The following is a 25960-nucleotide window of genomic DNA, read 5'->3' as shown; positions in this document are numbered from 1 at the left end:
AGTAAAAATTCGTGTGGTGGCCGTTCTAAAAAAACAAAACGTAAAAATAAAATGCGTGTAAAAAATAGTGATGTAATGATTCAGTACACAATGGCTTATTCAAACACTGTGCCAAGATCGGCAATGCACTTTAACGGCGCAGGGTTTTTGCACTTATCGTGGCTTTTTATTTGGTTTTGCGCGCTGCTGGGTCAGGAAAAAAGTGACTGCTTTTTTTTGGTGCCAAGATCTGTGGTGCGAGTGAGCACTGGAAGTTGCCGAAGCCGAATGTGCTTGCACTTATTTTGCGCAGAGGTGCGTTGATATCATTCAGTGCGTGCAATCATGTGTGTTTTACATCTGCCAGCGAAGTTAACTCAAAATAAAAAAAGGCTTGTATCTCGTGGGGTTAGCGTGACATTTGTGACACGCACAAGCGCTAAATACCCCCTATACTCAAATGGAGTATTCAGCCCCCGATGAGCCTGAAAAGAATGAAATTATTCCGATTACTAGTGTTTTTCAGCTGTTTGACACTCTGCGCCTGTGCTTCCATGGTGCAGAAAATGCCATTTATGGCGGATAAGAGTGTTTTGGCTCGGGAATTGTCGGGCGAGTTAATTTTAGGGCGCCCCTATTTGCCGGAAGAATTGCCCAATGCGGATTTATTCGGCCTGACAAAAGAAATGCAATTGTTTGCTGAGGCTGCCACCGCTCAGCTCAAGCGCAGCGATGCCAAAGCCGAGGCGCTGCATAAAGCTTTGATGACATCGGTTAGTTACGGCGGGCGCGGCATTACCTACAGTGCCTATGACACCATTACCGGCATTGAAGCATTCGAGCGGCGCCAGGCCAATTGCATCAGCTATACGCTGCTCTATGTGGCTATGGCGCGCCATTTAGGGTTGAAGGCTGAGGTCAATGAAGTGATCCTGCCGCCTACCTGGGATATGCGTGCGAGTGACACCTTTTTACTGATGCGCCACGTCAACGCCAAAGTATTTATGCCGCGCGCCAACAAAACGTATATCCGCCTCATCGGTACGGCAGATGTGAGCGATATAGTGGTGGATTTGGAAATGCGGCGTTATCGCTCCCACTACAAACAGCAGGTGATCGACAAGAATTTGGTGGCCGCCCAGTTTTATTCCAATCGCGGAATGGAATTGGCGGCGGAGGGCAATGCGCGCGAAGGTTTTTTGCATTTGCGTAAAGCGCTGCTGATGAGTCAGGAGCCGAGCTATATCTGGAGTAATTTCGGCAGTTTTTATCGCCGCCAAAAATTACTGCTGGAAGCAGAGAAGATATATTTGCATGGATTGAGTATTAACCCGCGCGATTACAATATCATGCACAATCTCGCTGGCCTGTATAAAGAGATGGGCCAGCCTGAGCAGAGCGAGTATTACCAAAAGCGGGTGCGCCAGTATCGCAATGCCAACCCGTATTTTATGTACAAGCGCGCCGAGGAAAAGATGAAAAAAAATGATCTTGAAGTGGCTCTGACACTGATAAAGAAGGCTATAAAAAAAGAGGATAATGAAGTGCGTTTTTATCGATTGGCAGCTGAAATATACGATCAGTTGGGTGATACAGATAATGCACAATATATGCGCGACAAAGTTTATCAATTAGGTACAATTCGTTTTTGATGTTTATTTCCGCACTCTACTTTCGGATTCGAATTTGTATTATAGAACCCAATAACAATTCAAATACAAAGGGCATATCAGTTGTTTAAGCACAATAGCTTTAGGGTAAGGCTGGCCTTGTGGTTTGGTGGATTGTCACTGTTCACGCTGCTCAGCGTGGGAATCTATGCCGGTTGGTTAACCACAGCGCAAATCAAGGTGAATGCCGGTGAATCAGTGTATGCCAATGCGATGGCTGCTGCTGAGTTGTTAGGCGCAAATCTGCATGAGCGAGAAATGGAATTACTGATACTCAGCCAGGCCCCCCATTTTGTGCACGGGGATTTAACCAGCCCTGATATTTTTGCTTCACTCGAGCGTCGTCGAATACTGCGTAGTGAATTTGCGTGGTTGGGCGTGGCAGATGCGACAGGTAAAGTCATTCAAGCCAGCAATAATATGCTGGTCAACGAATCAGTCGCGCAGCGTCCATGGTTTATTGCGGGGTTAAATGATGTTTATAGCGGTGATGTTCATGAAGCCCTGTTGCTCGCTAAACTTTTACCTAATTCTGCCAGTAATGAACCGCTGCGTTTTATCGATTTTGCCGCGCCTATCCGTAATAAGCAGGGGCAGGCGATAGGTGTTGTAGCTGCCCACGCACACTGGAGTTGGGTGACGGAAACTGTGCAAAGAGTTGCCAGTCACCCTGAACGCGATAGCACTTCGGAAACACTTATTGTCAGTAAAACAGGGGATGTGCTTTATCCCGAAGCATTGGCTGGTGTGAGCCGGCTCCCTGAAAATTTACCCAATCACAAAAGTTATTCGATCGTCACTTGGGATGATGGTCATCAATACCTAACCAGCCAGGTGTTAGTCGATGCGTATTCGGCTACCAATTTCGGTTGGCGCATTGTAGTGCGTCAACCCTTGGATAAGGCATTGGCGCCGGTGTATGCCGCTTATTGGCATTTTCTGATTCTTACACTGATTGCAACTATATTATTTTCGCTACTGGCATGGCGCCTGGCACAAAGTGTTAGCAAACCCATTGAGCAGCTCGCCGCTGCTGCACGAGCCATCAAATCCCATACGGCTACACCGAACTACCCAACCAGCACTAACTTGCGTGAAGTTGCGCAATTGAGCAGTGCTATGCAATCCATGACTGACTCTTTGCTCGCGCGGGAACGTGAATTGGAATTGCTCAATCAAACCCTGGAACAACAAGTTTTGCAACGCACAGAAGCCCTTGTTGTTGCGAATAGAAAATTGGAATACCTTGCCACAACTGATCCGCTTACGGGCGTCAACAATCGCCGTCAGTTTGACGAAAAGTTGAGAGATTGCATCCGCATGGGGCAACGTACAGGGCATGGTTTTTCAATTTTATTGCTTGATGCCGATCACTTCAAAAAAGTAAATGATAATTACGGTCACCTAGTGGGCGATGCTGTGCTAAAACATATCGCGCGATTAATTGCCGATAATATTCGCGTAACTGATTTTGTTGCGCGTTATGGTGGCGAAGAGTTTGTCGTAATTTTACCAAATGCTCCTAGTGCATCTGCAGTTGGTACTGTCGCTGAAAAAATTCGTAGTGCGATTGAGTCCGCCAGCTTCCCTGAGGTCGGCCATATGACCGTCAGCATCGGCAGTAGTGATTGGTTAGAGGGTGAGGTGGGCGCAACTGGGGTTATACAGCGCGCCGATGAAGCCTTGTACATGGCAAAAGCATCTGGCCGCAATCGTGTCGTTGTTTTTGATGATGTTCATTAGGTTGATGGCAAAACGAATTGCCAACGGGGCGCCAGTCATCATTTATGCCAGCACTCGCTAAGATTTAATTATCACCAATTGGATGCTGCCAACTTTAAAACCCCATTTGCGCAAAGTGGATTCGTTGAGCAGCGTTTTGTTATCGACTTGCCACATCCAGTCATCCACGTTGAGTTGTAAGGGCGAGCCTTTGTAATCGATCTCCAATACGTAATTTAACTGCATGGCATTGCCTTTGATTTGCGCCGTGCCTGTGCCAATCACGTCTCCTGCGGTTGCGGCATAGCCCTTGGCGGTTGGGGTGAGAGTCCAGTTGCGGTATTGAATTTCACCGTCATCAAAAATAAATTTTTCTTCCAGTGTGCCAATACCGTTTTGCCAATAGGCATTGATGCTCGCGTTGAAGTAACGCGTGACTTTTCCACCGCGATCTTTTAGCACGCCGTGGGCGCTCAGCTGGCCGTTAAAAAATGCTTGGGGGTCAAGCTTAGGTTGATTGCTTGCGTATTCGTCGATGGATGTGGTTGAGCATGAAGAGAGCATAAGCATCAGACCTGATACGAAGAGTAGTTTCCAGTGTGTATACATGGATAGGCGCCTTGATCGAGTGAAAGCTCACTGGAGAGTGAGCTGAATTTATATAGCCTAGTCGTAAATACGCCGTTATTAGGCGGGGCGATCATTTACCTATCAAGTTACGCCCAATAAAAAACGCCAGCAGAGGTGGCTGCTGGCGTTGGGTGTTATGACGTTTGACGTTTATTTTGCGTGTTACTGAGCGGTTCCCCGGGTGACCAGATAACCCACCAGACCTACAAGCCGATCCAGCGCATACCCAATTAGCCCCACATAAATCAGCGCGAGAATAATGTCGCTGATGCGCGATGAGTTCCAGGCATCCCAAATAAAGAAACCAATACCCACTCCACCCACCAGCATTTCGGCGGCGATAATTGCCAACCAGGACAAACCTATACCGATGCGCAAGCCTGAAAATATATAAGGCGCTGCGGCGGGCAACATGATTTTGTAAAAATACTGCCAGCCATTTAAGCGCACCACGCGCGCAACATTGCGGTAGTCGGCGGGAATATTACGCACGCCTACAGAGGTGTTGATAATAATCGGCCAGATAGAGGTAATAAAAATCACAAACAGTGCCGAGGGATTGCTGTCCTGAAATCCTGCAAGGGAAAGCGGCAGCCATGCGAGTGGTGGTACGGTGCGCAAGACTTGAAAGAGTGGATCAAGCCCGCGCATCGCCCATACCGACTGGCCAACCAAAATGCCCAGCGCCACTCCAGCGATCACTGCTAGCGTATAACCAATCGCTACCCGTTTGAGGCTCGCTAATAATTGCCAGCCCATTCCGACATCGGTGCCACCGTTGTCGTAAAACGGATTTTCAATCAGGTAGCGCGTCTCCTCAAACACAGTGCTGGCAGAAGGCAAACTGGAGTCCGGCTGCGAGCAGGTAATTTGCCAGAGCGCCACCAGCAAACTGATCACAACCAGTGCCGGCGTCACTCTGACTAAAAAATATTGCCCAACTGCTTTTGCCCGCTGTGCAATGCTGCGTGAATCATCGGTAAACCCGCTGGTGGTGATGCTGGATTCGGCCATGGTAGTTACTCCGCGTTATGCCAAGGTTTTAATCGCAAGGCTATCGAGATAGGCTTTGGGATTAGCAGGATCAAACACTTTTCCATCAAAGAATTTTTCTACCCCGCGCGAGGTGCTGGTAGGAATTTCTGCTGCGGGAATTTTTAACGTGGTTGCTGCTGCACGCCATAAGTCTTCGCGGTTTACCTTATCAACCAGTGCGTTAATATCGGTGCTGGCGGGTAAGTAGCCCCAGCGAATATCTTCGGTGATAAACCAGGCATCGTGGCTCTTGAAAGGGTAAGAGGCAAAATCCTTCCAGTAACGCATTTGCTCTGGGCTGTTTTCCACCACGCGTCCAGTGCCGTAGTCGAAATTGCCTTTCATGCGCTCGATCACATCTTTAAATGGTGCACCGATCCATTTGCGGTCGGAGCAAATTTTTGCAACCTCTTCGCGGTTCTCTGCTTTCTCACAAAACATTTGCGCTTCCATTACCGCCATCAACAAAGCTTGTGTGGCATTCGGATTTTTTTCAATCCAATCGCTGCGCATAGCAAAGGCTTTTTCCGGGTGGTTGTGCCACAGCTCGCCAGTGGTCAACGCGGTGTAACCAATTTTTTGATTAATTAATTGTTCGTTCCACGGCTCGCAGACACAGAAGGTATCCATGTTGCCGACTTTCATGTTGGCAACCATTTGTGCCGGTGGAACCACAATGGTGGAAATATCTTTGTTGGGGTCAATGCCCGCCGCTGAGAGCCAATAGCGCATCCATAAATCATGGGTGCCGCCGGGGAATGTCATCGCGGCATTCACGGCTTTACCGCTGGCTTTTTTCGCGGCAACAGCTTCTTTAAAACCTTTTGCCTGCACATCCACTTTTAAACTCGCGTATTCCTTGCCGACTGAAATACATTGACCGTTTAAATTCAGCCGCGCGAGTATCGACATAGGCACCGGCTGATTGTTTGCCGTCATTGCGCCGGTAGTAATCAGGTAGGGCATTGGCGATAAAATATGTGCGCCGTCGATGCCATTATTTTGCGAACCTAAAACAAGATTGTCGCGCGTGGTGCCCCAGGAGGATTGTTTTAATACTTCCACGCCGGTCATGCCGTACTTGGCAAAAAAACCTTTTTCCTGCGCGACAAATAACGGCGCTGCATCGGTCAATGCAATAAAGCCCAGTTTTGCTTTAGTGGTTTCCAGTGCGGCAGGCGCGGCATAGGCAAGGCTGCCCAAGCCGGGCAACATGCCGAGCACGGCGGCCCCACCTACAGCGCCGAGGCCGGTTTTTAATAATTGGCGACGATTTAATTGCAAAGCTTGATCATTGCTATCGGGGGTGTTTTTTTTGTCCATGAAATAATTCTCGCAGTCAGTATGGTTTAGGTATCAGGTGATAGACGGACAATCCTTGCAGTATCGATCCTTACAACATTTACAGCGGTGTGTGAGCTCAATTTCGCTAAGGCATAATTAATGCCAATCACCAACGAAAAATTCTCAAATTATTTTCTCGGTTATTTTTTCGTGGTAAAAAGTGATTGTGCATTTTTGTGGTGCCCAGTTTTTTGCGGGAGCTAAAGTAGTGATTTTTTTAGATGCATTTTTATCGGCAGCTTTTCCTCAAAATGGTGCAGTTTTGATGTTTTAAGCTGAGTGGTTTTGCGCTTGGGTTTATCCTGCTCGGGAGTGTTTGCACGGTTGCTGTGCTAAAGACTATCCAATTACCTGTGGTTGCCCGAATTTGGCTCAGGGTAAAGGTCTGTAATTGTTAATCTGTATAGGTGGACTCGCCGCAATTCAGCCTTTAGCCTGCTGCAGTCAGGCGTACCACTAGGGGATAGAAACCCACAACTCTATAAAGATGAAATGAGGATAAGCGATGAAATTGGGCGGTTTATTGTTATGTGCTTTACTGGCCAGTGCGCCGGTGTTTGCGGGCAGCGGCGAGTGGAAATCCCTGTTTAATGGTAAGGATCTCAGTGGCTGGGAGCCTTATGTTAGCTTTCAGCCAGAAACCAATGAATACAATTTGGTATCCCGCCATCAGTCCCATGGTTTGAATAATGACCCTAACCATATCTTCTCCGTGGTTGATGGCTTGTTGCGGGTGTCGGGTGCGGAGTGGGGCGGGCTGACCAGTGTGGAGGAGTTTGAAAACTTTCACCTGAAGTTTGATATCAAGTGGGGCAAACAAAAATGGCATCCGCGTTTGGATGTAGTGCGTGACAGCGGTCTGTTGTACTTTGCTGTCGGCGCGCAAGGTGCACAGAGCGGCCACTGGATGCGCAGCCATGAATTTCAGGTGCAAGAGGGCGACAGTGGCGATTACCACAGTCTCGATGGTGTGATTATTGATGTGCACGCGGGCGATGCGAACGAAGGTGATTGGAAATTTTATCGTTACGATCCCAAATTGCCGCTGCGCAAAAATATAGCTGCGCGCGTATTAAAACTCGGCAATTATGAAAAACCTAGTGGCGAGTGGGATACCATGGAAGTCATCGCCGACGGCAAAACCCTGATTCACAAAGTGAATGGTCACGAAGTGTTTCGCGGGTTTAATTCACGTCACAAGGTGGGTGGAAAATTTGTTCCACTTACGCGCGGAAAATTGCAAATCCAATCGGAAGGCGCGGAAACGTTTTATCGCAATATTCAAATTAAAACGCTGGATAAACCCGCCGCTGAATACTGATATGCTACGCAAACGGAGGGCGGGGGCTGCTTTAATACCGCCCGCCCTGCAGTCTGGTTTATGCTTGCTTTCACCAATAACTCTCACAGGTGACCTATGAGCCCTTTCTACAGTTTCACTGCTGAATCTTTGCGCGGTGCGCCCGTTAGCTTGTCTGACTTTGCTGGCAAGTTGGTATTAGTCGTTAATACCGCCAGCCAATGCGGCTTTACCCCACAGTATGCGGGGCTGGAAGCGCTGCATAAAGAATTTGGCGAGCAGGGCTTGGTGATTCTTGGATTTCCTTGCAACCAATTTGGCGGGCAGGAACCGGGCGATGCAAATCAAATCGCGCAGACTTGCCAGATTAATTACGGTGTGAGTTTTCCCATGTTTGCCAAGGTGGATGTAAATGGCAGCAATGCACATCCTTTATTTAAATGGCTCACCGCAGAATTACCCGGCTGGTTGGGCAAATCAATCAAGTGGAATTTTACTAAATTTATTATCGGCCGCGATGGCAGACCCATCAAACGTTTTGCCACTATAACCAAACCGGAAAAAATGGCTGAATTTATTCGCCAACAATTACTAAAATCCTGACACCTATCCCAATTCAACAATGAATAATAAAAAAGTTATACTTGTCGCCGCTTTGGCGTTTACGCTGGGTTTTTACCTTAGCGAGTATCGTCATGCCAACAACAATCAACAGCCGCAAATGAGTGTAAGCGTCGCTGTAAATGACGCGCCGTCTATATCGCCAATACATTCTTCTGCGCAAGCTGCTAGCTCGAAACCGTCTGCCAGCGCGGCTGAGTTTTTACCCACCCGACCACAAACACCCATTGAGCGTGCTAATCAATTAATTGCCAATGGCGCTTATGGTGAAGCGGTTCGCCTATTAAATAAATTGCTTGAACAGAATCCACAATACACCGAAGCTCTGTGGCTGCTGGCGCGTGTCTATGAGCAGCAGGGACAGCACAAAGAATCGGTCGCCAGTTGGTTTCGCTACATCAACACCGAAGTGGACGCACAAAAAATTGACAATGCACTCGCCTATTTAGCCAAGTATTTAATTCGCCTCACGGAAAATCCTTCTATTTTTGGTGAGAGCTACGAATGGTTAATGGCGCAAATTAACGACCTGATAAAACTCACGCCTGACAATGGCGAATTACATTTACAGCTCGCCAAAATGAATCTAAAAATTGAAGATAAAGAGCAAGCGCAATACCACGCGCTGATGGCCGCCAACCAGCCCGTAACCCGCGCGCGCGCTGAGGGCATACTGGCCAAGTTGGATGAAGGCTCAACAGCTGACGATAATGCAGTGCCTGAGATAAGCGTGCAGCTAGCTCGCTTCGGCGACCAATTTTTGGTGCCAGTCACTATCGAAGGTGTGCAAGTAAAGTTATTACTGGATACCGGCGCATCCATCAGCGGCCTCACTGCAAGTTTCGTCAATCGCCATTATTCCTTTGTTAAATCTCCCAAGCCCATTCAACTCAACACTGCAAGTGGTACGGTCGAAAGTTATTTGTTTTTAGTGGATACCTTCACCATCGAAAGCGTTACCTTCAACAAACATATGCTTGCCCGCCTGCCGATGGATAATGGTGATCAATTCGATGGTTTACTCGGTATCGATATTCTCGGCCGTTTTGATTTTGTAATTGATCAGAATAAAGCGGTATTGCGGTTGAAGAAGCGGTAGCGCACGCAGTTATGACAAATAAATTTTGGAGTCGTCATCCCCGCTTGCGGAGATCCATAGGTTTAAATGCAATATCAATCGCTGGACTCCCGCAAGCGGGAGTGACCATGAGCTTTTGTTTGTTAAAATTTAATGATATTAAAAAGGACATGTGATGACATTTCTATTGCTAGCCGGAGTTATTGCACCGCTATGGATGTTACTAGTCGTCATTTTTGTGGCGCGTTTGTATCCCGGTTATAGTCATCGTCAACAAGTCATGAGTGAGTTAGGTGCGCGTAACCGCACCACTACAAAAATTCATCCATGGATCAATAATTTCCCAATAGGTTTGTGGTTTCTATTATTTGGCGCAGCCTTATTGAAGCTTACGCCAGCGAGTAACTTATTATTTGCAACTGGTGTTTTGATGATAGTGCAGGGGATTTCGCATTGGATAACAGGATTGTTTCCCTGTGATGAAGATCTGGGTATACCTAAACCATCAGTGGTGCAAATAATCCACAATCTTGCTGGTTTGGTTATGTACTTTTCTTTACTCGCTGCGTGTTTGTTGTGGGTAATTGAACAACATGATCTGCCGCAATGGTTCACATACTATTCTGGAGCGAGCGCCGCAATATCTGTTGTTACATTGGTGCTAATGTTACTTGCACTCAAGAACAACATTAATGTGGGTTTGTATCAGCGTATTAATTATGGCGTGTTAGCGGTTTGGGTGATGGTATTGAGTATTATGTTGATAATTGAAAAAGGAGTTTATTCAGTATGACATTACATGCTTTTCAAAAAAATTCAGGTTTACGCTGGCTGGCGATAACTGTTGCGGCGCTCACCATTGTAGGTAGCTACAGGTTTGTGGTCGCATCTGTGTTTCATGATCAATGGCTAACAGATACAGTATTCTTTGCTTTTGCCCAAGTATTTGCCGTTTGTGCTATGGTAATCGCTGCTTATATTCGCCCATGCTTGTCTCTAATGTTTTGTTTAATTTATATTGTATTAGTAATGTCTGAAATAGTTGTTTCTTTTAGTGGTTATTCTTGGGTGGGTTTTGAACAGCCTATATTTCAAGACGAGCCGTTGACATTGCGCTTAATTAATCGAGACTGGGGTTTTCGTTTTGTTGCATTAATTCTCGCATCCCTGTTGCTTATTGCCTTTTGTAGAAAAGAGCAGTAATCATAAAAAGCCGCATTTCTTTGCGGCTTTTTGTTTTTTAATAATTGGCAATTATCTATTTACTACGCTTTCTGCGCACAACACCTAAACCTAATAATCCTAATCCCAATAAAATAAGCGATGAAGATTCTGGCACGCTGCTGCTGATACGTGCATCGCGGACGTACCAGGTTTCGTGTTGTGCTTCCCAGTTGATGTATTCTCCATTGGTCAGCAAACCATTGGCTGCATCGCTTAAATCTATGTGGTTGTAGTTGCTCCAGTATTCCGATGCAAAACGGTAAAGCGAGTGATCGCCAAAACCGGAAACAGGGGCGATGACTGCGCCACCAATAATAAAATCTGTCCAATCCGGGCGCAGTGCCCATTCATCATCGGTAGCGTAGCGCCAGCCTTCGCTTGCGCGATAGTCCGGCGTTTCTAAATTGCCGGGGCCAAAATATTCGGTGGGAATCGGGCCAGCGTATACCCAATCCAACCCATTAAAATTCAATAGAATATTGTCGTTAGGGATGATGGTGGATGCATCGATAATAACGGCATGTGCTTGCGCACCGAATAACAAACTCGCGCTGATCGCGATAGAGGATAGAAACTTTTTCATGGTCAATCTCCGTGTATAAGTGTTGCGATTTATTTTTCTACATTGCCGCAGCTGAAAAATCACGCTGCGGTATCTTTTTCTTTTCCAATATTTGGCGCTCGTTTTTATAGTTTGGTGATGCGCAGCCAGTTAATACTCCAGCCGCCTTGCTGTGCATAAATGCCGACATTAAATGTGCCTGCATTAATGCTAACGGTTTGGCTGACGGTGGTGAAATTGCTCCAATCGCCCGTGGCGGGAATTGTTGCGTTACCCAATACAATTGAGCCGCCGTTTAAATCGAGCGACAGCAGTGAACCCGTTGGACTAGCGACGCGATACTCCACCAAATAATTTCCGCTAGTGGGGAAGGTGATGTTGGTAAAGGCCATCCAATCGCCCGCATCAATTGCACCGACCACTTGGCCACCACCTATGTCCGTGGTGCCAAACAATTCAACACCTGACATAAAGGCATAGGTTTCTGCTTCGATATGGCGGCTGAAAGCGGCCACCGAGCTTGCGCTGGATGAACTAGTTGCGGGTGTGCTGGATGCAGCACTTGAGGATGCGGCGGAACCACTCACAACAAACTCAGCCCAAGGCGTATCCATGGCGCCAATGTCTTGCGCAATCGTCATGAAATAACGCACGTTTGCGCCAGCCGTTAAACCAGTTAATGAGTAGGTGTTGGAGTTGTCCGCGTTGTGCGTCATGCGAAAGTTTTGTTGTGCTCCACCATTGATGGTGAAGTGAATATCGGCCCAAGCGGCGTTGTTAGCAAAAAATTGCACGCTGCCCGCAGCTACAATCGTGTGACCATAATTTGCATTGGCAACAGATGAACTTGATGCTTGCGAATTACTGGTAGCAACAGAGCTATTTGAACCTACCGCACTGGATGGTGCGACAGAGCTAGGTGCAACCGAGCTATTTATTGCAGCGGAACTACTTGCTTGTGAAGAAGTAACGCTGTTAGTCACCGAACTTGCAAGGCTACTGTTGGATGAAGTCGTCGCTGGGGTACAGCTGGTTGATCCCGGCAACGAATCCGGTGTTTCACCGGTGCGTTTTACGCGGAAACTTCTTGCGGGCACATTGAGCGTCATACCATCGGAGTAAACAACATACAGCGGGCTGCAACCATAGTTGTACGCGATGTAAGTCATCAAGCCATTTTTATTAAATGCAACAGCCATTGGGTTGGATGCGGTTAATGCTCCTGTGCCTGTCGCCAGATGACCTAATTGTTTCAATGTGTGAACCCAGTGATAAGTGTGCGCTTTGGTTTCACCTGCTTCAGGTACGTAATTAAATCCGTAGCTATTCATATCATCGACTGCAGCTTGACCATTGCTCATCGCCCAAATATTCCACCAGACATCGCGCCATTGATCGTTGATCAAACCAGAGGGCTTGCCGTTGCTTGATTGCGTCATGCCTAACGCGACGTACTTGTCGAGATAATCTGCATGTTGGCCAATATGGAAAACCAACGGGCTAAGTGGTAGACCTTGAATCCCTAAAATATGTGCATAAGCACCGCTAAACCAAGTCGAAAATACATGGCCATTGCCCCAAATAATGGAGGTCGTCATTTTGGGATAGGCTGCATCAAAGTTATCGTAATCGCCGCCTAAACCGCGAAAGCGATCAAGGTTGTTCCAATATTCCCAGTACGCCGCAGTTGATGATGCGTGCAAATAAATACCGCGTTCGGTAAGCGCCCGGTTATTGGTGATTTGACCGTACAACACCATTGCGCCGTAAGCATTGGCCGCTTCAGATGTGGATTCGTTATTGTTGCCCAAGACAAAATTCGCGTGGCCCGACGCCCAGGAGAAACCGTAAGCCGGGTCAAAATTGCGCAGATAGGGGAACATAGAATCGTTGCGCGGTGCGGCGTAATCGCGAATTAATAAATCTACCATCGGGCCGTAATTGGTCGCGCTACACCAGCTGGCATCGACACGGCAAATTTCCGCAGCGGCGCGCACAAAATAGCCGTAGTGAAAGTGGTGATCGTTTAATTGTTGTTGTGAACCGAAAGATTCATCGTAGCCAAGCAATGTGTCCCAGTTGCTATCGTAGGAAAAATATTTCGTAGTATCGAGACTGCCGTTGGTATTCGCGCGGAACCAATCTTGCAATTCAGCTTTGAGCCAATTAATTAATTGATCGGCTTCTACATCCATACCGATGGAGCGTGCAATCGCCGCGAGTTCTGCAACCTTGCCGTAATTTTTACCCGCCCAGTAAGTATCAGTTTTATCGTTCCAAGCATTTGGCCCTTGATTCACAAATTCGCTCACAAAGGCTTTTAATTGGTTTGCATCGTAATCGCCAATGTTTTCCGGCAAATAGGGCAGCACGCCGACAAACGGAATGGTGTAACTAAAACCATTCGTTGCAGCAAATTTGGTTACGCCGCGCGCGCTGCGCACTTTGTAATTGCTTACTGCTTGCGAAGAATTTTTCCATGCCATAGGAAGCATGCCCGCCATGGTGGTAACCGCCGCATTATTGAATTTGTATTTATGGCTGACGGTAACTTTTTGTGTGGTGCGATGAACGCTGTAGGTAATATCAACAGCATCGACACGCTGGGTTGCGTATTGTGCAAAATCCTGAATCATCGCCGTGGATGGCGTGCCAGACACTTGCGGTAGCAGGGTTATGGTCATGCGTTTACTGCTGTTGTTCACACCAATGGTCGAACTGTTTACGCCGCTAAAGCTGGTGGCATCGTGACCGGTGATGAGGAAGTTATTGTAGTTTCCCGCAACACTGGTCCAAACGCCCAACGAATTTCCGTGCTGGTAAAAAATTCCTTTTTCGCCGCTATCACCGGCTTTGGTGCGCAGCTGTAAATTGCCTTGCAGTGCTGTGAAATAGGCATAGGGTGAGCCGTGCACAAAAGTGGCTTCCATTACCGGTGTACTGCCGCTGTTCCATTGCACGGTGACTGAGCCATCGCTGTAATCTTTCAAGTAGGCTTCAAGATTGTTGTAATCGCTATTGCCAACGGCTATGCCATCGAACACTTCATTAAACGGATCGGGAATTGAATACTGGGTTGCGGTTGGATTGGTGCGCAGGCCGCCGGGAATACCCATGATGCGCACGCCGCGCTCGGTGATTCGCGCGGTCATCGGGTCGGGTGTGATGTAGCCAGCGCCATTCGGATCGCCCACTTTCATCTCACCCATAAACGAAATCGAACCCCACCAGCGATGAGTCATGGTGTGTTTAGTTGTGGCCGGTGCAACTTTTTGTGGATAAAGCGGAGTGGGCGCACCAATCGGGCTGCAGCTGCTGACTCCCGGTTTGACGATACCCGCGTTGTAAATCCAATTGCCATGGTCAACGGCGCATTTGTAACCGGCGGGGTTGGCGGCGTTGGTGATATTACCGGCACCATAGGTTGTGATTGTTGCTGAGCAGACAGGTGCGAGTGCAACTGCCCCCCAGATGAGTAAGGCATTTTTTAGCTGTTTCATGAATTGTCCCATTTTATTGTTAGAGTCTGGTACGCGTGAGGCTCACCCGGCGGGCAAGCCTTGTCCGACGCGCCACCCTAGTTCATGGCGGGAGCGAAATCGTCCCAAGTTGAAAATAAAGCCAAGGTGGGATGGTTCACTTTTAGGAATATAAAGAGTGAAACAGTATTATTTGAGGAATAAGCATGAAAGGGTTTTTGTTTATGCAGATAATCTATTTAAGGTGCGCTGCTGTTGCGCATGAGGCTAGCAGCCCAATGGGGCGCTAGCCTCTGGTTGGTTATTTTTGTGGGACGCCAAAGCCGAGGAACCAGGAGAAGTCCAGTGGCTTATAGCCTGCAGGTAAAGGTGTGGGCAGGCCGACGCTATTCGCTCCCGGCAGTGGGCCGCCTGGAGGGGTTTTGCCTGCAGCATTGCGCTGTGCATAGGAATGGCAGGTGATACACGATGCTTGGTATGGCGACACCTGCGCATTAAACTCCACAAACGAGTTCCCCAGGTTACCGTTGCTTGCAGTGGGTTGGTTGTATTGCGTTTGTGTTCCTACCAAGCGGTAATTTTGGAATGACTTATCTAACTTGCTACCTGCAGCCTTGAATAGCGCCTGTAGCTTGGGCGTGGTTTTGGTTTTTGCTCCAGTGGACTTCGCTGGTTTTGAGCCCCAATGATCTAAACAGGCATTGTAGAGGCTAGGGTTGCAGCGGTTGGGGTTGGTGCGTTTATCTTGCGGTTCAAACGTAGCCCAGAGCCAATTGGGATACAATTTTGAACTGATATGAATCCCCACCAGAGCGTAACATTGGCCATCAATGATTTCTTGGTAGTGAGTTTTGCTTGGTTTGGTGCAATCGAAGCTTACATCGGTAAAGGATGATGCGGGCACCCAATCTGCTTTGACCTCAATTGCCCCAGTTGGAAAATCAATAACACCGCCTGCTTGCAAATAGGTCTGTTGCCCCGCAACGGTTAATAGTCCTTTGCTTTTACCGTAAGCTTCTTCCGCCGGGCTAATAGTCACTTCTTCACAGAAAACCGGTGATGCCGATAGATTTTTAGGGACAAAATTTTCCAAGCCGGACTCTGAAGCTGTTGCGGAGGTTGTCATTGGCGCACAGCCGCCTGTACGTTTTGGTGAGTCGGGTGTCGTGGCAAGATTGGCTGTACGCAACGCGCTTCCGTGCAAACGTTGGGTGGGGCAATCCGCTGGATTATTTAAACAAGCTTGGGATTTCCATGTTTCCCACGTCAATTGATTGTTTTTTATTTTGCAATTGATTGCGACGAAAATCCGCCATGCAGTCTCTTCTTGTGTTGCGGCTGGTTTACTGGGTAAAGCACATGCATCGACTGCAGCATCAGCTTCTGCTGCCCAGGTTAATGACGTGAAGCACCCCAAATACACGCCTAGCGAGAGCAAAACAGATTTAGACATAAAATTTATTTTCATTGTTGTGTGTCTCCACGGTTAGTTAAAAAAACGATGCCATATTTTCAAACAGCTCATGGAGCCTAGTTGGCAAAAGCGAGTCCCGCTATTACGCCGTATTACACGAAAGACGAAATAAATTTAATTGTCGTTTAAGTAAACTAAATATTTAATTTAAGCTAATTGATGCGACAAAAACCGAACATAAAAAATTCATTTAAATTTCTTCTACTAAAGAATTGAAAAAGAAAGTCATATGAAAATTATTAATTTAGCCGACGCACCTGAACATATTTCCACCATTGCCGCTTGGCACCATGCCCAGTGGGGCTATTTAAATCCGGGTGGAACACTTGAATCCCGGATCGAAAGAATGCAGCGTTTTTTAAAAGGCGCGGTTATGCCCGCAATGTATATCTGTGTAGATGGTAAACATTTAATAGGTACAGCGGCATTAGTAGAGAGCGATATGGACAGCCATCCGGAATTATCGCCATGGCTCGCGAGCGTTTATGTAAACCCGATTTATCGCAAGCGCGGAGTGGGCGCAGCTTTAGTGAAGCATGTTGTCAGTCAAGCTAATGCGCATGGGTTCAATCCGATTTATCTGTTTACACCGGATCAAGCCAAATTTTATCGCGAATTAGGTTGGCAGTTTATCGCGCAGGAATCTTATCGCGGTGGCGAAGCGACATTGATGAAGATTGGGGCTGGTTAATAAAAATGTACCTTTATCCACACAACAATGAATGGCCAGAGGAATATCGTAAAGAAGAGCAAGCAATTCTTGCTGCCTACGTGGGAATAATTCAATTGCACCATATAGGCTCCACTGCGGTGGCTGGTCTCGTTGCTAAAAATTGCATCGATATTCTTGGTGTGGTCGATGATTTAACTCAAGTAAAAAACAATATAAATTGCCTGCAATGTTTAGGGTTTAAATATAAAGGCAGCTATGGCATCGTTGATAGAGAATATTTTTCAAAGGCAAAGCGAAAAGTGCATCTGCATATATTTAAAGCCGGTAGTGTCAATATAAAAAAGCATCTTGGCTTTGTTGAAATAATGAGGTCTAGGCCTGACCTGGTGGCTAATTTAAACAATTTGAAACTAGAGCTTGAACGTAAATATCCGTTAGATAAAGACGCTTATCAAAAAGCTAAGGTCTTCTTTTACGACGAAATTCATCGAATGCTCTAGTTTCGGGCAAGGCAACTATTTTTTAAATAGAATGCGCATAGTTAACAGTAATAAGGAGTTTGATTATGGGAAAGCGTTATTCGGAAATTTCTGCTGAAATTAAAAATTTTATTGCGCAGCAAAAATTATTTTTTGTCGGCACCGCAACGGACGACAGTCGGGTAAATATTTCGCCCAAAGGCATGGATTCACTGCGTGTGCTCGATAGCAACCGCGTTATCTGGCTCAATGTCACCGGCAGTGGTAATGAAACCGCTGCACATCTGCAAACCCACTCACGCATGACAATTATGTTCGCTGCCTTTGACGGCGCGCCGATGATTTTGCGTTTATACGGCAATGCAAAAGCAATTCATCACGGCGATTCAGAGTGGAATACACTGTACGCCCGCTTTCCAATAACCCCAGGCGCCCGCCAGATTTTTGATCTGCAAGTCGATCTGGTGCAAACCTCTTGCGGCATGGCAGTCCCATTTTTTGATTATGTGGGCGAGCGCGAGCAATTGACCAATTGGGCAATTAATAAGGGTGAAGATGGTCTTAAGGAATATTGGAAAGAAAAAAATCAGCTAAGTTTAGATGGCAAGCCAACAGGCATGGAAGAAAAAATTTGAGCGATAAGGTGCGTGGCTTGGGCGGCCATGCCCATTACCAATGTTATGTCGGGTAATTTACTTGTAGTCTGCATTCGTGTACTAAATTTTTTAAGGGTAGAATCTTGCCCAAAGCGAAAGTTAGGCTCTTAAATTTAGTCTGCCGTATATTTCCTAATATATTGAACCGTACATCTACGAATTGGTTTATTGCTTTAATCTAACCTATTGACCACTGCGCGGGAAATATGAATCTAGATGTAAAGAGCTGTTAGAGCGTATATAAAAAATCCAGTATTTTATAGATACTGGATTTTTAAGTTTCCTGCTTCCTTCAGGAGATGCTTAGTTTAAGTAAATTCTCCAGTTGCTACAGCTGTTGTAAGAAGTAGAGTACCCAGAGGGTACTGTGAAAGTACAAGATGAACCATTTACGGTTATACCTGCGGTTATGTTAATGGCAGGTATTCCATTGGATGCGGGGCACACTACGTTATATTGTGTGTATAAATACCCACCGCCACCACTGCTGTAGGTTTGGGTCCAGGTGCAACTGCGATAGGAGTTACCTAATATCGGGTCACCATACTCTGCCACTTTTACACCCGCAAAGGCGTGGCTAGATACAGCGACTAATCCAAGTACGGCAACAAATGAAGCAATAGATGATTTTCTCATAGTGGTTTTTTCCTTTAAACGGTTATTGTGGTTTTGGCCAGATATCCTTGGTCGGCACAATTTATTCTTGTGCATAGATGACGTTAGCCAGCGTCATCGCGACGACTTCTCCTTTAAAAATAAAATATGAATTAGTCAGTTAAATACTGAAATATTACGTATGTACTGAACATTTTGTGTGGTGAATTAATCCATTTTCCCGTTGAGCAACGGATGAGTGGTATTTTTGGATAAATAGATATGTATTTCGCCACTATCCGGATCAGTAAAATAAGATACGATTTGCTTTTTATTTTCGTCGCTTCCTTGTAAAGCTTCATTTTTAAAAGCGTTATAAAGGGATTCACCTCGAGCTCCATCATGCGCGGATAATATCAAGCGACAGTTGTGAGACTTGCAGCTTAAATCGAGCGGGGCAATATTTTGCAACGTCTCGTTATTGTCTAGGAGTGCAAGTAATTCATCCTCTTTCAACCTTGCCCATGCAGGGTCAATGGATTCCGAATTGTAATTTTTGCTAATGGCACTTAATGCACCATCACCTGTTCTTTCAATAAAATTACGAAATGAGGATATTTCATTTTGTTTTTTTTCATAAGCAAGTTGAAGTTCTTCAATGTTGGTAGGTGGTGAGAGCGATTTTTGATCCGCATAGCTGTCATCTATATCAGCGTTATGGTGCGCGGTTTTGTTAATATTTATATTGCAGTTGTCCTGAACATTGCCAGTTGTTTTCTTTGTTTTTACTATTTCTTGGTGCTGTTCTGTGGCATTAGTTCTTTCAAATTTTAGGCGGGAAGAAAATTCTATACCTGGTGTGACGTCTAAGTCATTTTGATTGGATTGATTAAGTTGAAATGTCACGTAAGAGCTTATTGCAGACGAAGCGATTACAGCTATTATCCATTTGGTTGTTGTCATCTAAACACTCTCCTTTCACTTTTCTGCTTTAAGAAAATATAGAAATAAATTTTTATTCAACAAGAAAAATAATTTACAAATAATATTTAATGCAGGGAGGCTACTTTATCGATTTGTGTAATACAAGTATGTAATGTTAAAAATAACTCTGCATAACGTTACAGATTTCGAGTTTGTCATATCTGTTAATGCTCCAGATTTTATTTGTGCAATAAGAAAAAAGGTTTTTTATTTTTTAAAATTATGTTTTTTATGGGTTCAACGCTATATTAAGATCTAGCGGTTACATATATCTGTTGTAAATGAACCACTTTTGGCGCATAGATTTGTATTTGTTTTGGTTTATTTTTCATTGGCGAATAAATTTCACTAAATGAACTCAAGTGGTAAAAATTTGGGGCAGCCAATAAATATTTGTATTTACTGAAAGCCAGACAAGCGTAGCCCGCAATAGCGGTACAGTATAAATAGGTGGCTTTTCATAGGTAAAATTGAGTTAAGCTATTGTTATGCGTGAGCCAGTGTCTGCATTCGACATTAATCCAACAAAAGGAAAGGAATTGTGCCGTTATCTGAAATTGAAAAAGACATATTACTGAAGGTGAAAGGTGTAGGCCCAAAAATTGTAGAGCGTTTGGAGCAGATGGGGTTTGTAAATTTGTCGCAATTGGCGCTCGCGGATTTAAATCAAATTTTAGAGCACGGTGCGAATATTACTGGTTCAACGTGTTGGAAAAATAGCCTTCAAGCAAAGGTTGCTATTGCTGCTGCAATTCAAGTTGCGTCAAATTACTCTTTAACGAAATAAATAAATCCTCAATAAAGCGAGTAGCCCGCATGGAGTCTAAAGATCCCGCATTTCGTTAGGCTTCATGGAGGCTACGAATCAGTTGCTAATATTTTTTTCTGATTAGTGTCCATAGCCTCATAACTATTTCACCCCCGCGACAAACACTTTATCGCCACTGCGGCAGCCGATGTTCTATTTTCTACGCCTAACTTTTTAAATATCTGCTCCAAATGTTTATTCACCGTGCGTGGGCTCATTTCTAAAATTTGGCCGATTTCGCGGTTGGTTTTGCCGTTGGCGATCCATAACAACACATCGGCTTCGCGGCCGGTTACGGCAAATTGTTGTTTGAGTGATTGGGTATCATCTGCTGGTTTGGGTGGGTTGGTGAGGCGCAGTAAATATTCTTTGCCGTCGATTAAATTTAACATTTCCACACTCAATTCTTGTGTGAGCTGTTGCAGTGGCAATTGCCGACCGGTCTCCGGTTTGTGGCTTATCCACTCGCGCAATTGTTGGCTAATAGTGTGTGTGAGCGCGATGGAGTCGGCGGTTGCGCCAGCGCCGTCCAGTAATTGATATACCTGTGGGGTGGCCCAGACCAGTTGACCGTGCAAGTCGATGGTAAATAAATATTGCCCGGCAGTGTCCAGCGCAGCGCGGGCGCTTTGAGTAATGCGTGCATTGGCGAGGTGCACCCGCATGCGCGCCATTAACTCTTCCGGGTTGATCGGTTTAGTTACATAGTCCACCCCGCCTGCGTTTAAACCCATCACCACATGTTCGGTATCGCTCAGGCCTGTCATAAAAATAATCGGAACATCGGCGAGTTGTGGATTAAGTTTTAATTGACGGCAAGTTTCAAAGCCATCCATGTTCGGCATTATGGCGTCGAGCAAAATAATATCCGGGCGAATATTTTTGGTGATGGTGAGCGCCTGTGCACCTTCCAGTGCGACTAACACCGTAAAGTTGGACTCTTCCAATACATCATTCAGCATATGAATGCTGTCTATCGCATCATCTACCACTAATACAACTTGCGACTGGGCTTTAGTGTTCATTGCAATTTACTCGTGGTTTTCACTAATCAATGGTGTTGAAGGGGTTCTGTCATCAATTCTTCTGTTGATTCAGCGTCATCGGTATCTGCGTCAATCAGCGCTAATATTTTTTCAAACTGAAAATTGTTGGTGAGCCTGGTTAATTCCTGAAGAAATATCGGATGCGCGGCACCGGTTTGTTCCAGTTGTTGAATTTTGTCTTGCAGGCCTTTTTTATGGCCGATACTGGCGAGCTGGGCTATATCATCCAGATGTTGATCAGCAGGTAATTCAAGTGCGCCAATCAGCTGTGCCTGCGGTGTAATTGCCTCTTGTTTTTCATAACACCACACCAGATTTAACAGCCGACCAATATGATCCAACAACACATTAATACGCACTGGTTTTATCACATAAGCGTCGTGTAGTGGGGTGATTTCGGTGTTGTTGTGTGTAGGTAAATCTTTGCCTTCGCTGGCATCGGCAGACACCATAATGATCGGTGAGTTAAAACCCGCTTCACGCAATTGTTTGGCGAGCTGCCAGCCGTTAAGACCGGGCATGGAGACGTCCAGCATAATCAAATCAGGGCGATTGTTATTATCGATTTCCTGTTCAAGGCGGCTTAGCGCGAGCAGCGGATTATCCAGTTCGATAATGTTAAAACCCAGTGGTGTCAACATGGCGCGCATAAGTTGGCGATGAGATGCTTCGTCATCTACCAACATAATTCTGCGCACCGCACCTTTATAACCGTAAATAGTTTGTACCGGTGCAGTGATAAATTCCGCCTTCGGTGTGCTAATACTCGACAGCATTAAACTGGCTTTAAAGGTGCTGCCACTGCCAAGGGTGCTGGTTACAGAAATGTCCCCGCCCATAATTTCACTGAGCAAGCGGGTGATGGTTAAACCCAGTCCGGTTCCTGTTGCGGTCGAACCGGCGCGACGCACGCGCTCAAATGGGCGAAAAATCCGTTCGATATTTTCCGGTGCAATACCTTCACCGGTATCGCTAATGGTGAATTCGGCAACCTGACTGCGATAGCGCAATTTAAACATCACGCTGCCTTTGTCGGTGTATTTAATCGCGTTGGATAATAAATTAATTAAAATTTGACGCAGGCGTTTTTCGTCGGTGCGGACAAATTTAGGTAAACGATCTTTGCATTCATAAATAAACGCGAGACCCTTGGCCTCCGCTTGCAAGCGAAACATGTGGACGAGCTGTTCCATTAACACGGCAATGCGCACTTGATCCTGATGCAAATCCAAACGGCCTGCTTCGATTTTGGAAATATCCAACAAGCCTTCAATTAAATCTGCCAGGTGTTCACCGCTGCGGCGAATAACACCCAATGCATCTTTGCGATGGGTGGGCATGCTTGGATCTTTTTCTAATAATTGTGCGTAGCCGAGCACTGCATTGAGCGGTGAGCGCAATTCGTGGCTGATGCCGGTGAGGTAGCGGCTCTTGGCTTGGTTGGCGGCTTCCGCTTCTTCTTTTGCAGTTTGCAGTGCGCGGTCGGTGCGTTCATGTGCTTCAATTTCTTCCATTAATAAGCGCGTTTGGCGTTGCGATTCCTCTTGTGCAACTACGCGGCTTTCGTGGGCTAATACAAATAACCAACTCACCACCCCGGTAATAATCACCAGTAAGAAAAATACTTTCCATAAGGTGGCTTCCAATAAAGCTGCAGTTTCTGGTGCATCAATCGGTGTTTGAAAATAGATAAGCGACAAGAGTATTGCTGAAAGCCCATTGATAAACAGCACCAAAACGGCAAAGTGACCTACGCGAGAATTAATATTGGCGGTGATCGATTTCGGTAAAAAGACTTTAAAAAAATTACTCAGCTGAGTGGAGTAATTTGCACCGGGTTTACAGTAATCCTGACAGCGCGCATCGAGTGAACAACAGAGCGAACAAATGTGCCCAGCGTAAGCGGGGCAGTAGGTCATATCTTCCGTTTCAAATTTATGTTCGCAAATACAGCAGGAAATAGTGGCGTGATCGCCATCGCTGTATTCGGCATCATCCATCACATTGACCACGGGGCGAGCGAGGTAATAGCGGCCGCGTGTGATTAATGCTATCGCCGGCGCACAGATCAATGCCAAACCGAGCGCAATAAAATGAGAAAGTGCTTGCGCGACTTCGCCCAAAATTCCGGAGTGGCACACAATACCGGCGATTGAAGCCAGTAGCATAGAGCCTACGCCAACGGGATTGATGTCGTACAAGTGGGCGCGTTTAAATTCAATATGTTTGGGGCTGAGGCCGAGAGGTTTGTTGATCACCAAATCTGCCACCAGTGAACCGAGCCAGGCGACGGCAACTATGCCGTAGAAACCGAGTGTCTGTTCCAGTGCGCGATAGACGCCAAGTTCCATCAACAATAAGGCAATCGCAACATTAAACACTAACCAGACTACGCGGCCCGGGTGACTGTGCGTTAAACGCGAGAAAAAATTAGACCAAGCAATTGAACCGGCATAAGCGTTAGTCACATTAATTTTTAATTGACTCAGGATGACAAAAATACCGGCGATGGATAAGGCCACTTCCGGTGAGCTGGCGATATAACTGAACGCCACCATATACATGCGTGTTGGGTCGGCGGCTTCGGTGATACTAATGCCGTGGTTTAACGTGAGCACCGCGAGAAAGGAACCGGCGAGAATTTTAATTGCGCCAATCACAATCCAACCCGGACCACCGGCAATTAATGCCGCCCACCAGCGCAAACGGGTGTGAGGTTTGGGTGCAGGTAAAAAACGTAAAAAGTCTACTTGCTCGCCAATTTGTGCAATCAACGAAAAAATAACGGCGGATGCTGCACCAAACAATAAAATATTAACGCCTTCGCGGGGTACGTCTTGTGCCTGCAGGCTGCCGGAAAATGCTGTCCAACTTTCCACTGCGCTGGCATCGGCATAAATAATAAAAACAAACGGTAATAGTTGCAGAATAATCCACAGCGGCTGGCTCCATAATTGGAAGCGGCTAATAAACGTAATGCCGTGGGTTACCAGCGGGATGATTGCCAGCGAGCTGATTAAATAACCCCACGCGAGTGGAATGCCAAATAATAAATCCAACGCCATCGCCATAATAGCGGCTTCGAGCGCAAAAAAAATAAAGGTGAACGATGCGTAAATCAGTGAGGTGATAGTTGAACCTATATAACCAAACCCTGCGCCGCGGGTGAGCAAATCTATATCAACACCGTATTTAGCCGCGTAATAGCTGATAGGAATAGCGGTGAGAAAAATAATCAGGCTGACCGCCATGATGGCAGCAACTGCATTGTTAAAACCGTAATGCAAGGTAATAGCGCCGCCGATGGCTTCGAGCGCGAGAAAAGAAATAGCACCTAGTGCAGTTGTGGCTACCCGCGCAGCAGACCAGCGCCGTGCGCTTTTGGCGGTGAAACGCAATGCGTAATCTTCCAGGGTTTGGTTGGCAACCCACTGGTTGTAGTTGCGGCGCACGCGAAATATATGCTGCTTGGCAGTCATGGAATACCCGTTAAACAGTCTGTTCGTCCGGGAACGTCTCGTTGATTAAAAGTGAGTGGTTTTTATTCGCACTTTATGTTTGCGCGTTATTTGTGTGCATTTATGCACTTATGGTTTCTTTCTTGGTGCGTTTTTGTTGCTGTGAAATCAATTCATGTACTTACTGCTGGCGTTTAAACACCTACCGCCAATCTCTACTCAATTGCTGTACCAACATTATGGGGCGCTGAAATTAAGCTGTTTCAGGTTTTATCCAGCTTTAAACCTAATGTCCAAGTTTGCCAAATATGGACATGAGTGCTAGCCTAGGCCAAGCCAAGTACGTAAAGAAGAGGCCGAGCCATGAATATCAGCTTTACCGAGAAACAAGCCCAATATATAGCCGCGCAAATTGATGGTGGCGATTATCAAAATGCCAGCGAAGTCGTGCGCGATGCGCTGCGGTTACATGAGATATACCGTCATCGTGTTATCGATGAGCTGCGCGCTGAAATTGCCAAGGGCTGGGAAGGTGCGACCAGCAGTAAAACCGTTCAGGACATCATTGCTGACAAACGCAAAACCAAGCACAAATGACTTCTGCATTAAAAACCTATCGCCTATCGCTGGCAGCGGAAGCTGACCTGGGCGATATATTTGATTACACCGCCGAACAGTTTGGCGCAGATCAGGCTGCCAGCTATCTTGCTGGGCTTGAGGTGCAACTTGTCCAACTGACTGCCAATCCAAAACTGGGGCGCGAGCGCAAAGAAATTCGCGCTGGGTTGCGCAGTATTGCTTATACCAGTCACGTCATCTTCTATCGCATTCGCACGGACCATATCCGTGTTGTCCGCATTCTTCACGGCAGTCGTGATTTGCCAAGGTTTTTCTGAAAGCCGGCATTCACCTTTATTGATCGTCGAATATACCTTCTGCATTAATTCTTTTGAAAAATACCCAAGCCTACCGCTAATTGCTATGCGTCAAATGACGTAGTGGTGTGTGTCATTTATCGAATGGTTCTCAATCCTACACGCGCTTAGATTGTGAAGCGTCGAGAAAGCTTCCGCTTCAAAGTTTCCTCTCGCCAATTAACGTCTCAGTAAGGACTAAAACTCAGTGGTAACAATCTGCCAATTTC

General features: G+C 46.2%; 23 protein-coding genes. 13 read left to right on the top strand and 10 right to left on the bottom strand.

What is annotated here, in order from left to right:
- Window positions 1-545 precede the first annotated feature (545 nt).
- Window positions 546-1631: a tetratricopeptide repeat protein gene (locus AC2CG4_RS03960; RefSeq protein WP_484485035.1), complete on the top strand. Its 1086-nt coding sequence runs from the start codon at window positions 546-548 to the stop codon at window positions 1629-1631.
- A 132-nt stretch (window positions 1632-1763) separates the two neighbouring features.
- Window positions 1764-3392 carry a sensor domain-containing diguanylate cyclase gene (locus AC2CG4_RS03955; protein ID WP_484485034.1) on the top strand — a complete coding sequence of 543 codons (1629 nt, stop codon included), beginning with the start codon at window positions 1764-1766 and terminating at the stop codon, window positions 3390-3392.
- 57 nt (window positions 3393-3449) lie between these two features.
- Here the strand turns inward: AC2CG4_RS03955 and AC2CG4_RS03950 are convergent, their stop codons facing one another.
- The 3 genes from AC2CG4_RS03950 to AC2CG4_RS03940 form a co-directional block, all read right to left on the bottom strand.
- Window positions 3450-3935 (bottom strand): DUF3833 domain-containing protein, encoded by a 486-nt coding sequence (locus AC2CG4_RS03950; RefSeq protein WP_484485033.1) that lies wholly within the window; start codon window positions 3933-3935, stop codon window positions 3450-3452.
- A 228-nt stretch (window positions 3936-4163) separates the two neighbouring features.
- The gene (ntrB, locus tag AC2CG4_RS03945) at window positions 4164-5015 is read right to left on the bottom strand and encodes a nitrate ABC transporter permease (RefSeq protein ID WP_484485032.1); all 852 of its coding nucleotides are present in this window, start codon (window positions 5013-5015) and stop codon (window positions 4164-4166) included.
- Between the two features lie 15 nt (window positions 5016-5030).
- The gene (locus tag AC2CG4_RS03940) at window positions 5031-6359 is read right to left on the bottom strand and encodes a CmpA/NrtA family ABC transporter substrate-binding protein (protein WP_484485031.1); all 1329 of its coding nucleotides are present in this window, start codon (window positions 6357-6359) and stop codon (window positions 5031-5033) included.
- Between the two features lie 526 nt (window positions 6360-6885).
- Here AC2CG4_RS03940 and AC2CG4_RS03935 point away from each other — a divergent pair.
- The 5 genes from AC2CG4_RS03935 to AC2CG4_RS03915 all read left to right on the top strand — a co-directional run bounded on the left by AC2CG4_RS03935 (window position 6886) and on the right by AC2CG4_RS03915 (window position 10582).
- Window positions 6886-7701 (top strand): 3-keto-disaccharide hydrolase, encoded by an 816-nt coding sequence (locus AC2CG4_RS03935; protein WP_484485030.1) that lies wholly within the window; start codon window positions 6886-6888, stop codon window positions 7699-7701.
- A 96-nt stretch (window positions 7702-7797) separates the two neighbouring features.
- On the top strand, window positions 7798-8283 hold the full coding sequence (locus AC2CG4_RS03930; RefSeq protein WP_484485029.1) for a glutathione peroxidase: 486 nt from the start codon (window positions 7798-7800) through the stop codon (window positions 8281-8283).
- 19 nt (window positions 8284-8302) lie between these two features.
- Complete coding sequence (locus tag AC2CG4_RS03925; protein WP_484485028.1) at window positions 8303-9400, top strand: aspartyl protease family protein; 1098 nt, start codon at window positions 8303-8305, stop codon at window positions 9398-9400.
- 154 nt (window positions 9401-9554) lie between these two features.
- Window positions 9555-10172, top strand: coding sequence for a DUF998 domain-containing protein (locus AC2CG4_RS03920; protein WP_484485027.1), 618 nt, complete (start codon window positions 9555-9557; stop codon window positions 10170-10172).
- Window positions 10169-10582, top strand: a complete 414-nt coding sequence (locus tag AC2CG4_RS03915) for a hypothetical protein (protein WP_484485026.1) — start codon at window positions 10169-10171, stop codon at window positions 10580-10582. The genes AC2CG4_RS03920 and AC2CG4_RS03915 overlap by 4 nt, the downstream gene beginning before the upstream one ends.
- 55 nt (window positions 10583-10637) lie before the next feature.
- On the opposite strand, the gene AC2CG4_RS03910 is transcribed toward AC2CG4_RS03915, so the two are convergent.
- From AC2CG4_RS03910 to AC2CG4_RS03900, 3 genes are all read right to left on the bottom strand, one after another.
- Entirely contained in the window at window positions 10638-11186 is a 549-nt protein-coding gene (locus AC2CG4_RS03910) for a PEP-CTERM sorting domain-containing protein (protein WP_484485025.1), read from the bottom strand.
- 104 nt (window positions 11187-11290) lie between these two features.
- The gene (locus AC2CG4_RS03905; protein ID WP_484485024.1) at window positions 11291-14665 is read right to left on the bottom strand and encodes a glycosyl hydrolase; all 3375 of its coding nucleotides are present in this window, start codon (window positions 14663-14665) and stop codon (window positions 11291-11293) included.
- 280 nt (window positions 14666-14945) lie between these two features.
- Window positions 14946-16097: a hypothetical protein gene (locus AC2CG4_RS03900; protein ID WP_484485023.1), complete on the bottom strand. Its 1152-nt coding sequence runs from the start codon at window positions 16095-16097 to the stop codon at window positions 14946-14948.
- 250 nt (window positions 16098-16347) lie between these two features.
- Here AC2CG4_RS03900 and AC2CG4_RS03895 point away from each other — a divergent pair, with 250 nt between their 5' ends.
- The 3 genes from AC2CG4_RS03895 to AC2CG4_RS03885 all read left to right on the top strand — a co-directional run bounded on the left by AC2CG4_RS03895 (window position 16348) and on the right by AC2CG4_RS03885 (window position 17905).
- Entirely contained in the window at window positions 16348-16809 is a 462-nt protein-coding gene (locus tag AC2CG4_RS03895) for a GNAT family N-acetyltransferase (RefSeq protein WP_484485022.1), read from the top strand.
- Between the two features lie 5 nt (window positions 16810-16814).
- The gene (locus tag AC2CG4_RS03890; protein WP_484485021.1) at window positions 16815-17291 is read left to right on the top strand and encodes a GrpB family protein; all 477 of its coding nucleotides are present in this window, start codon (window positions 16815-16817) and stop codon (window positions 17289-17291) included.
- Window positions 17292-17356: 65 nt separating this feature from the next.
- Window positions 17357-17905 (top strand): pyridoxamine 5'-phosphate oxidase family protein, encoded by a 549-nt coding sequence (locus tag AC2CG4_RS03885; RefSeq protein ID WP_484485020.1) that lies wholly within the window; start codon window positions 17357-17359, stop codon window positions 17903-17905.
- Between the two features lie 324 nt (window positions 17906-18229).
- Here the strand turns inward: AC2CG4_RS03885 and AC2CG4_RS03880 are convergent, their stop codons facing one another.
- Together AC2CG4_RS03880 and AC2CG4_RS03875 are read right to left on the bottom strand one after the other, a co-directional pair.
- The gene (locus AC2CG4_RS03880; RefSeq protein ID WP_484485019.1) at window positions 18230-18562 is read right to left on the bottom strand and encodes a hypothetical protein; all 333 of its coding nucleotides are present in this window, start codon (window positions 18560-18562) and stop codon (window positions 18230-18232) included.
- Between the two features lie 186 nt (window positions 18563-18748).
- Window positions 18749-19483 (bottom strand): hypothetical protein, encoded by a 735-nt coding sequence (locus AC2CG4_RS03875; RefSeq protein WP_484485018.1) that lies wholly within the window; start codon window positions 19481-19483, stop codon window positions 18749-18751.
- Between the two features lie 562 nt (window positions 19484-20045).
- On the opposite strand from AC2CG4_RS03875, the gene AC2CG4_RS03870 reads away from it, so the two are divergent.
- Entirely contained in the window at window positions 20046-20291 is a 246-nt protein-coding gene (locus AC2CG4_RS03870; RefSeq protein WP_484485017.1) for a helix-hairpin-helix domain-containing protein, read from the top strand.
- A 128-nt stretch (window positions 20292-20419) separates the two neighbouring features.
- Here AC2CG4_RS03870 and AC2CG4_RS03865 read toward each other — a convergent pair whose 3' ends face one another.
- On the bottom strand, window positions 20420-21337 hold the full coding sequence (locus AC2CG4_RS03865) for a response regulator (RefSeq protein ID WP_484485016.1): 918 nt from the start codon (window positions 21335-21337) through the stop codon (window positions 20420-20422).
- Window positions 21338-21363: 26 nt separating this feature from the next.
- Window positions 21364-24837 (bottom strand): hybrid sensor histidine kinase/response regulator, encoded by a 3474-nt coding sequence (locus tag AC2CG4_RS03860; protein WP_484485015.1) that lies wholly within the window; start codon window positions 24835-24837, stop codon window positions 21364-21366.
- 342 nt (window positions 24838-25179) lie between these two features.
- On the opposite strand from AC2CG4_RS03860, the gene AC2CG4_RS03855 reads away from it, so the two are divergent.
- Both AC2CG4_RS03855 and AC2CG4_RS03850 read left to right on the top strand, forming a co-directional pair.
- A complete protein-coding gene (locus AC2CG4_RS03855) occupies window positions 25180-25413 on the top strand; it encodes a type II toxin-antitoxin system ParD family antitoxin (protein ID WP_484485014.1) in 234 nt (77 codons plus the stop codon).
- The gene (locus tag AC2CG4_RS03850; RefSeq protein ID WP_062066799.1) at window positions 25410-25712 is read left to right on the top strand and encodes a type II toxin-antitoxin system RelE/ParE family toxin; all 303 of its coding nucleotides are present in this window, start codon (window positions 25410-25412) and stop codon (window positions 25710-25712) included. The genes AC2CG4_RS03855 and AC2CG4_RS03850 overlap by 4 nt, the downstream gene beginning before the upstream one ends.
- Window positions 25713-25960: the final 248 nt, after the last annotated feature.

This window comes from Cellvibrio sp. ATLC23, assembly GCF_057196725.1.
The sequence above is the reverse complement of the archived record's forward strand: the minus strand, read 5'-3'. Positions and strand labels throughout refer to the sequence as shown.